Below are 9,216 nucleotides of genomic sequence, written 5' to 3' on the forward strand. Positions count from 1 at the left end.
CTCGCCAGAAACATCCTTCAGACCGCCGATGCAGCCAAAGTCCCCATCAGCCATCGCATCAAGAAATGCGCCTGGAACGACGACTATCTCATCAATGCCATCACTCATATGCGATAGCCCTGCCCTCAAGGGGGAGATTGGATGTCACCTCAGCTTTCGCTGATCACCAACGCTGCAAAAGAGGCGCCGTCGCGAAGCCGCCGATCTCCCTCACGAGGCGAGCAAGGGGGAGATCGAGCTCCGCTAACCCGCGCTCTGCGGGTAGCAGATGATCGACAGATAGCGCATCGGCAGAACGCTCAGCACTTCCGGTCCGTGCGGCGCATCGGCGTCGAAGAACAGGCTGTCGCCGGGCTTCATCGGATAGAGATTGCTGCCGTGCCGGTAAACCACTTCGCCTTCGAGCATATAGAGGAATTCCATGCCCTCGTGCTGGAAGGTCGGGAACACGTCGGAATCCTCGGTCAGCGTGATCAGATAGGGTTCGACGACGACGCCGCTGGTGTTGGAGCCGATATGGCCGAGCAAATTGTACTGGTGGCCGGCGCGCGTGCCGCGGCGTTCGACGTCGAGGCCTTCGCCGGCCTTGACGAAAACGGCGCTGCGCTCCTCCTCGAAACGGCGGAAGAAGGCGGTGACGGGAACGCCGAGCGCCCGCGACAGCGCCTGCAACGTGGTCAGCGATGGCGAGGTGATGCCGTTCTCGATCTTCGACAGCATGCCGAGCGAAATGTCGGTGGCGGCAGCCAGATCGGCGACGGTGATGCCGAGCTTTTTGCGGAATGCCCGCACCTCGCGGCCGATCGCGACCTCAAGCACTTTTTCGCGGGTGTCGCGAATGGCGTGCGGGTTCTGGGTGAGCGGCACGCGTATCTTGCGCGGCTCGATCGCGGCGGGTTTGGCTTTGCCCGCCACGGCGCCGGCATCATGCTTCAGACTGGATGCTTTTTTCGCCATTTCGCCACCCCGGACCTTGCCGATTCATTTCACTCACGGTGAACATATTCGGTGCCGATACAGAAGCGCAACTCTCACGGCAAGCCGAATTGCGCAATGACCGGATTTCGCCCGAGCTTCCACGTCGTTTAGAAATCCAGCTCGGCGAAGCGCGGTTTCGCGACAAGCCCTGTTGACAGCATCGAAGGGGCAATTACTGTCCTGTCAGTGAAATTTGTTTCGTTAGAGAAATGAGATTGGGAGGCCCGCATGAAAGATCGTGTTGCCGTCATCGGAGCCGGGCCGTCCGGCATGGCCCAGCTCCGGGCCTTCAAGTCGGCCGCCGACAAGGGCGCCGATATTCCCGAGATCGTCTGCTTCGAAAAGCAGTCCGACTGGGGCGGCCTGTGGAATTACACCTGGCGCACCGGCCTCGACGAGCACGGCGACCCGGTGCATGGCTCGATGTACCGTTACCTCTGGTCGAACGGGCCGAAAGAATGCCTCGAATTCGCCGACTACACGTTCGAGGAGCATTTCGGCCGGCCGATCGGCTCCTATCCGCCCCGTGCCGTGCTGTGGGACTACATCAAGGGCCGCGTCGAAAAATCGGGTGTGCGTCAATGGGTGCGCTTCAACAGCCCGGTGCGCATGGTCACCTTCTCCGACACGACGAAAAAATTCACCGTCACCGCGCATGACCGCACCAACGACGTCACCTATTCGGAAGAGTTCGACAATGTCGTCGTCGCTTCGGGGCATTTCTCCGTGCCCAACGTTCCCTATTTCGAGGGCTTCTCGACCTTCAATGGTCGCATCCTGCACAGCCACGATTTCCGCGACGCGATGGAATTCAAGGGCAAGGATATCTTGATCATCGGCCGCTCCTATTCGGCCGAGGACATCGGCTCGCAATGCTACAAATACGGCGCCAAATCGATAACCTCGAGCTACCGCTCGAAGCCGATGGGCTTCAAATGGCCGGAGAACTGGAAGGAAGTGCCGCTGCTGCAGAAGGTCGTCGGCAAGACCGCGCATTTCAAGGACGGCAGCACCAAAGACGTCGACGCCATCATCCTGTGCACCGGCTACCTCCATTCCTTCCCGTTCCTCACCGAGGATTTGAAGCTGAAGACCGCCAACCGTATGTGGCCGGACGGGCTCTACGAGGGCGTCGTCTGGGAGAAAAACCCGAAGCTGTCCTATATCGGCATGCAGGACCAGTTCTACACCTTCAACATGTTCGACGCGCAGGCCTGGTTCGCCCGCGACGTCATCATGGGCCGTATCAAGCTGCCCTCGGCCGAAGCGATGGCGGAGCACGGCCGGAAATGGCGGGCACGCGAGGAGACGCTGGAAGACGCCGAGCAGATGATCTGGTTCCAGGGCGACTACACCAAGGAGTTGATGGAGCAGACCGACTATCCGGGCTTCGACGTCGAGGCCGTCAATCGGACCTTCATGGAATGGGAGCACCACAAGGCGGAAGACATCATGGGCTTCCGCGACCATGCCTACCGCTCGCTGATGACCGGCACGATGGCGCCGCTGCACCACACGCCCTGGCTGCAGGCGATGGACGATTCGATGGAGAGCTATCTCGAGGTGAAGGGCGTGGCGGCGGAGTAGCAGTCCGAACGGCGATTGCCTTGCCTCAGACAACTTCCCGCGCCGGGTCGGCTGCCAGCGCCAGGGAATTTGCGACGTGCTCGAGGTGCTCCTCGTCCAGAATGCTGGTCGCGACGCGGACAGCGTTCGTTTTTCCCGTCGAAAACTTCGCTCCGGCATGGACCGCGATGCCGTGGGCGGCCAGCGTGACCATCGCGTAAGGTTCCGAAGCAACCGGAATGAGGACGCTGAGACCGTGTCCGGCGTCGATCACGACATTGCGTTTGGCCAGTTCGCAGGCGAGCCGTTCGCGGCGGCGGCGGTAGACCTGCTTCGCCCGGTCCACCAGGGCGGCCGTGGCCGGGTCTTGCAGCAGCCAGGCGGTGGCCGCCTGCAGGATGCGGCTGGTCCATCCCGAGCTGAAGCTGCGGTAGGATTGGATCTGCTCGACGATCGTCGCCGATCCGGACAGGACGGCGAGCCGCAGGTCAGGGCCATGGGTCTTGGAATAGGACAGGATATGGATGACGCGATCGGGAAAACGCCGACCAAGCGAGATGCGCGGCGCCGAGGCAATATCGCCGACGCCGTCGTCCTCGACAATCAGCACATCGGTACCGGAGAGCAGGTCGCCAATGACTTCCAGCCGCTCCGGCGACATGCAGGCGCCGGTCACCGAATGGACGCGCGGCTGGAACAGGAACGCGACCGGCCGCTGCCGCAGAGCGCTGGCGAGCGCGTCCGGCAAGGGGCCCTCACCGTCGCAATCCACCGGGATGATCGGTACGTCGAGATCTTCGAGGATGTCGAGCAGGCGAAGCGCCGTCGGGTTCTCGATAGCGACCGGCGCTCCCGGCGGGACCAGCGCATGCAGCAAGGTGTAGATCGCGTTGTAACCGCCATTGGTGGCCAGGAACGCGCCGGGATCGTACGGCCATGACGGGCGCACTGCGGCCTCCAGCTCGGGCAGGATACGCACCCGCTCGTAGCTGTTGAGCTTTTCGGCGCGCGCACCATGCGCCAGCGCGATGTCGAGCGGCGGCAAGAGCCTCACATCGGGCTCCGCGATCGCCAGGTTCAGAACATCCTGTCCGTAATTGCCGCCGCTCATGTGGCGCTCGGGCCGGGCGGCAAAGCGGTTGCCCATGATCCAGGTGCCGTTGCGTCCGCGGCCGCCGATGATCTTGTAGCGCCGCAACTCGCTCCACGCCTGCGAAACCGTCGCTGGGCTGACGCCAAGCACATAGGCCAGATCGCGCACCGGCGGAAGTTTTGCGCCGACAGGCAGCGCGCCGTTTCTGATCAGCGCACTGGTCTCGCGCGCGATGCCGCGCGTCGTGCGGTCGCCAAGGCGCTCGGCGAACCATCCTGCATCGAAATCCATCGGCATCGGCGACCGTTGAAGCTAATGTTCAATAACATAATAACATTTGATCGGCAGAAAATAAACATTTACCTATCGCCGGTCAAACATAGCTTTGAAGTTCATGCCGATGGCCGTTTCGATCACTATAGCCACCCGCGATTGGGACTATCTCACTCCCTTGGTCCTGGGTGACGTCGCCTCCAACCGCCTGTCGGTGAAGGTTGACCGCGTCGCCACGCTGATCGCGGATCTCGGCACCGATCCGAACTACGATGCGGCGGAGGTCTCGTTCAGCCGTTATGTGTCGGCCATGGCTTTGGGCGTCGATACGGTGGTTGGACTACCGTGTTTCATTATGCGCGGCTTTCGCCATCGCTGTATCATCACGGTCGAGGACAGTCCGCTGGAGCAGCTTTCCGACCTTGCCGGCAAACGTATCGGCGTCACCGGCTGGCGCGATTCCGGCAACACGTGGACGCGCGGGGCGCTTCGCCGGGAGGGCGTCGGCATCGAGGATGCCTATTGGTTTGCCGGCCGGTTGACATCCGAGCACCCGATCGCCGACCGCCTCGACGGATTCGGCAGGCCGGGGCGCATCGAAGCAGCACCGGGCGAGCGCCCGATGATGGAGCTGCTGGCGCAAGGCGAGCTCGACGCCGTTTTCACGCCCTTCATGCCGGACGGCTTTTTCGGCCCGGCTTCCGGCTTCCGGCAAGTGCTGCGCGATTTTCGCGCGGCCGAACGCGCCTATTTCGCCGACGTCGGTTATGTGCCGGGCATGCATCTGGTCGCCGTCAAGGCTGCAATGGCCAGGGAACATCCCTGGCTGCCGCAGGAACTCGCCAGGCTGATCGACGAAAGCCAGCGCGTCTGGACGGCAAAGCGCCGAAAATATGCCGACACCTCGCCGTGGGTCCTCGAGGAGCTGCTTCATGCGGGGCGCGACCTGCCTGCCTCCTGGAACGCCAGCGGCCTGCCTGCCAACCGGCGCATGATCGAGGATTTCGTCATCGAGCTCCATGCCCAGGGCATTCTGACGGAACCGATTTCCGCCGAAGCCTTGTTTCCTTTCGAGGCCAGGTCGCGGGCCACCGCAGCCTGACAACGCAACGAAGAACACGAAGGAGAATGCCATGAGGACAATCAGCTTCATATTCGCCTCGCTCGTCACCATGCTGGCGCAGGCCAGCTTTGCCCAGGACGTCCAAAAGCAATCGGTGAACGAAGACTTGCGCGCCCGGCTGCCGGAAGAGATCCGCACGGCGGGAAAGATCACGGCTGTCAACAACGGCTCGTTCCCGCCCTATGAGATCGTCACTGGCACCGAACTGACAGGGGCGACCAAGGACATTTCGGACGCCATCGGCCAGTTGCTCGGCGTCGAGGTCGACCATGCCTCGGTCGCTGGCCTGCCGGCTTTGCTGAGCGGCATCAATGCCGGCCGTTATCAGTTCGCGATGGGGCCTGTCGGCGACTATCCCGACCGCCAGAAGTCCAACGACTTCGTCGATTGGGTGCGCGAATACGTCGTCTTCGCCGTCGAGAAGGGCAACCCGCAAGGCATCACCTCGCTCGACACCGCGTGCGGCAAGCGCATTGCCGTGATGTCGGGTGGCTCGGCCGAAAAGGTCATCAAGCAGCAGGCGCAGAAATGCACCGAGGGCGGCAAGCCGGCCGTCGAGGTGCAATCCTTCACCGACCAGCCAAGCTCGATACTGGCCGTCCGGTCGAAACGCTCCGACGCATTCTTCTCCTCGCAGGCGCCGCTGACCTATTTCGTCGAGCAGGCGAAGGGCCAGCTGGAACTCGCCGGGGTCGGCCAGGCCAACGGCTTCAAGGACATCTACCAAGGCGCCGTCGTCAAGAAGGGTTCGCCGCTGGGCGGCGTGCTGCTCGACGCCTTCAAGATCCTGATGAAGAACGGCACCTACGCCGCGGTGATGAAGAAGTGGGGCCTCGAGAAGAACATGATCGACGCGCCCGGCATCAACCAGGGCCAGTAGAGGCTGCCATGACCGACGCGACCGCTGCCTACGCGGCCGGGCTGCCGCGACGTCCCGACGACGCGCTGCGCGACGTCAAACGAGCCCACCGGCCATTCCCGCTCGTCCGGCTGGCGCTCTGGGCATTCACCGTCGCCGTCGCCGCCGGCTTCGCCTATATCGTCGCGCTCAACCCGAATTTCGGCTGGCCGGTGGTCGCCCAGTATTTCTTCGATCCGACGGTCATGCAGGGGCTTTCCGTAACGCTCGGCCTGACGGTCGTGGCGATGATCCTGGGCATCGTGCTCGGCCTGCTGCTCGCCATCGCGCGCATGTCAAACGACAGGCTGGCATCCTTTCTCTCCGGCCTGTTCATCTGGTTCTTCCGCGGAACGCCGCTGCTGGTGCAATTGATCCTGTGGTACAACCTTTCGACGCTGTTTCCGCGCATTTCCATTGGCTTCGCCAGCTGGAACACCAACGACCTGATCACGCCTTTGACGGCCGCCGTTCTTGGTCTGGCGCTGAACGAGGCCGCCTACATGGCCGAGATCATTCGTGGCGGGCTGCTGTCGGTGGACAAGGGACAGGCCGAAACGGCTGAAGCCTTCGGCATGACGCGCGCGCGGGCCTTGCGGCGCATCATCATCCCGCAGGCGATGCGGTCGATCGTGCCGCCGACCGGAAATCAGCTGATCAGCATGATCAAGGCGACGTCGCTTGTCAGCGTCATCGCCATGGCCGACCTGCTCTACTCGGTGCAGTCGATCTACAACCGCACCTTCGAAATCATTCCGCTGCTGATGGTTGCAGTGCTGTGGTACCTGCTGATCACCTCGATTCTCAACGTGGCGCAAGGCGCGATCGAACGCCACTACAGCCGCGGCGACCGCGGCGCGCGTGAGAAGACGGCGACCGCCACACTGGAGGCCGCCAATGAGCGCGCATGACACGCCCCTGGTCAGGGCGCGCAACGTTCACAAGGCGTTCGGCCCGCTCGAGGTGCTGAAGGGCATCGACCTGGACGTCGCGCCTGGCGAGGTGGTGGTCATTCTCGGACCGTCCGGCTCCGGCAAATCAACCTTCCTGCGATGCATCAATCATCTGGAGGCGATCGACCAAGGGTCGATTGAGGTGGACGGCGAGCAGATCGGCTACCGGCTGCACAACGGCCGGCTCGACAAACTCTCCGACCGGGCGATCGCGGCGCAGCGGCGCAAGATCGGCATGGTGTTCCAGCAGTTCAACCTCTATCCACACATGACGACCTTGCAGAACGTCATCGAGGCTCCGGTCGGCGTTCACCGGGAGAACCGCAAGGAGGCGATCGGCTACGCCCGCGAACTGCTGACCCGTGTCGGTCTCGCCGACAAGATCGACGCCTATCCGCGCCAGCTTTCAGGCGGCCAGCAGCAGCGCGTCGCCATCGCCCGCGCGCTCGCCATCCGCCCGAAATTGATGCTCTTCGACGAGCCGACGTCGGCGCTCGATCCGGAACTGGTCGGCGAGGTGCTCGCCACCATGCGTGATCTTGCCAAGCAGGGCTTGACCATGATCGTCGTCACGCACGAGATCGGCTTTGCCCGCGAGGCGGCGGATCGGGTGGTGTTCATGGACGACGGCAATGTGATCGAGGCCGGGCCTCCGGACGAGGTTCTCGCCAAACCCAGGCACCCGCGCACGCGGGCCTTTTTAAGCCGTTTCATCTGACAGCAAAGCCGGCACGATTACGTGCTCGGCAAAGGACCTCCCATGCCAAAGACCTCCAACCAGTTCGCCGACATTTCCGACTTCGCCGACAAGGCCGCCGAGCTTGCGGCGGTTCGCCAGCACCTGCACGCGCATCCCGAGCTTTCATTCCAGGAGCACGAAACCGCTGCATACGTTGCCGAACGGCTCGAAGGTTGGGGCTACGAGGTGACGCGCAATGTCGGCGGGCTCGGCGTCGTCGGCCGCTTGCGCCAGGGCAGCGGCCGCAGCATCGCCATCCGCGCCGACATGGACGCCTTGCCGATTACCGAAGCGACCAATCTCCCTTATGCCAGCCAGGCCAGCGGCAAGATGCACGCCTGCGGCCATGACGGCCACACCACGATGCTGCTCGGCGCCGCCGAATACCTGGCGCGCACGCGGCATTTTAACGGCACGGTGAACCTCATCTTCCAGCCGGCCGAGGAAGCCGGCAAGGGAAGCGGGGCGCAGGCGATGATCGCCGACGGCCTGTTCGAGCGCTTTCCCTGCGATGCGATATTCGGGCTGCATAACCATCCGGGCGCGCCGACGGGTTCGTTCCTGATGCGCGCCGGGCCGCTGATGGCGGCGAGCGATACCGTCACGATCAAGATAACCGGGCGTGGCGGCCACGCCTCGCGTCCGCACCTGACGGTCGACCCGATCGTCGCTGCCGCCAACATCGTCATGACCCTGCAGACGGTGGTGTCGCGCAACGTCAACCCGATCGAGACGGCTGTCGTTACCGTCGGCACCATTCACGGCGGCACGGCCTCCAACGTCATCCCGGAACACGCCGAGATCACACTGAGCGTCCGCTCTTTCTCGGCCGAGATCCGCGACACGCTCGAGCAGCGAATTCGCAATATCGCAGCACTTGTGGCGCAGGCGCATGGCGCAACGGTCGAGATCGATTACGAGCGCGGCTACCCGGTGGTGATCAATTCCGAGGGCGAGACGTCCTTCGCGACAGACGTCGCTGTCGAACTCGTCGGTCAGGACAAGGTGTTCGTCTGCCCGTTGATCCCCGGCAGCGAAGATTTTTCTTATTTCCTCGAACACAAACCCGGTTGCTTCCTGCGCCTCGGAAACGGCGAGGATTCAGCCATCCTGCACAGCCCGAAATACGATTTCAACGACGGCAATCTGACCGTCGGCGCAGCGCTCTGGGCTCGATTGACCGAGAGATTCCTGGCCGCTTGATCATCCCTGCGGCTTGGATTGTCGGCCGGCCGGCCGAGCAGAATTGGCCGGCCGGCCGTCCGACGATCCTCAACGAGCTCTCACCGCATTCCGCCTCTTCGAATAGGATAAGAGTTTCGCTCTCAGACGAACAAAAAGTCACTCGTTGTCAGCGTGTTCGTAAAGTTTGCGAGAGTAACTTGATCGACTCCCGCGGTAATGATGGTGTCGGTTCCAGTTTGCGCAATAGTGAGATCATCGAACGATTGCACGCCCTCCACGCCGCTAGAGCGGTTCCTGATTTGACGGAATCGAAGGGGATTCCCGATCAGTCGGTTCTGTGATTCAAGATGCTGGCTGGAGTGGAGGCCAGTATCGGATGACGCGACCGCTTTCGGATGATCTTCGCGA

The 9,216-nt window shown here is 62.8% G+C and carries 9 protein-coding genes; 6 read left to right on the forward strand and 3 right to left on the reverse strand.

Features of this window, described 5'->3' with window-relative positions:
- Positions 1 to 243: 243 nt before the first annotated feature.
- On the reverse strand, positions 244 to 957 hold the full coding sequence (locus tag NMG46_RS29280) for an XRE family transcriptional regulator (RefSeq protein ID WP_254820747.1): 714 nt from the start codon (positions 955 to 957) through the stop codon (positions 244 to 246).
- Between the two features lie 249 nt (positions 958 to 1,206).
- On the opposite strand from NMG46_RS29280, the gene NMG46_RS29285 reads away from it, so the two are divergent.
- Entirely contained in the window at positions 1,207 to 2,565 is a 1,359-nt protein-coding gene (locus tag NMG46_RS29285; RefSeq protein WP_254820748.1) for an NAD(P)-binding domain-containing protein, read from the forward strand.
- 25 nt (positions 2,566 to 2,590) lie between these two features.
- Here the strand turns inward: NMG46_RS29285 and NMG46_RS29290 are convergent, their stop codons facing one another.
- On the reverse strand, positions 2,591 to 3,934 hold the full coding sequence (locus NMG46_RS29290; RefSeq protein WP_254820749.1) for a PLP-dependent aminotransferase family protein: 1,344 nt from the start codon (positions 3,932 to 3,934) through the stop codon (positions 2,591 to 2,593).
- Positions 3,935 to 4,037: 103 nt separating this feature from the next.
- Here NMG46_RS29290 and NMG46_RS29295 point away from each other — a divergent pair, with 103 nt between their 5' ends.
- The 5 genes from NMG46_RS29295 to NMG46_RS29315 are packed head-to-tail and all read left to right on the forward strand — an operon-like array spanning position 4,038 to position 8,826.
- Positions 4,038 to 5,012 (forward strand): nitrate ABC transporter substrate-binding protein, encoded by a 975-nt coding sequence (locus tag NMG46_RS29295; protein ID WP_254820750.1) that lies wholly within the window; start codon positions 4,038 to 4,040, stop codon positions 5,010 to 5,012.
- A 31-nt stretch (positions 5,013 to 5,043) separates the two neighbouring features.
- Positions 5,044 to 5,913: an ABC transporter substrate-binding protein gene (locus tag NMG46_RS29300; protein ID WP_254820751.1), complete on the forward strand. Its 870-nt coding sequence runs from the start codon at positions 5,044 to 5,046 to the stop codon at positions 5,911 to 5,913.
- Between the two features lie 8 nt (positions 5,914 to 5,921).
- Positions 5,922 to 6,842, forward strand: coding sequence for an amino acid ABC transporter permease (locus tag NMG46_RS29305; protein WP_254820752.1), 921 nt, complete (start codon positions 5,922 to 5,924; stop codon positions 6,840 to 6,842).
- Positions 6,829 to 7,602 (forward strand): amino acid ABC transporter ATP-binding protein, encoded by a 774-nt coding sequence (locus NMG46_RS29310; protein WP_254820753.1) that lies wholly within the window; start codon positions 6,829 to 6,831, stop codon positions 7,600 to 7,602. Before NMG46_RS29305 ends, NMG46_RS29310 begins: the two co-directional genes overlap by 14 nt.
- 42 nt (positions 7,603 to 7,644) lie before the next feature.
- Positions 7,645 to 8,826 carry a M20 aminoacylase family protein gene (locus tag NMG46_RS29315; protein WP_254820754.1) on the forward strand — a complete coding sequence of 394 codons (1,182 nt, stop codon included), beginning with the start codon at positions 7,645 to 7,647 and terminating at the stop codon, positions 8,824 to 8,826.
- A 122-nt stretch (positions 8,827 to 8,948) separates the two neighbouring features.
- On the opposite strand, the gene NMG46_RS29320 is transcribed toward NMG46_RS29315, so the two are convergent.
- Positions 8,949 to 9,216 (reverse strand): hypothetical protein (locus NMG46_RS29320; RefSeq protein WP_254820755.1); only part of this gene is annotated, 268 nt, incomplete at its 5' end.

This window comes from Mesorhizobium sp. LMG 17147, from assembly GCF_024297145.1.
Classification (GTDB): domain Bacteria; phylum Pseudomonadota; class Alphaproteobacteria; order Rhizobiales; family Rhizobiaceae; genus Mesorhizobium.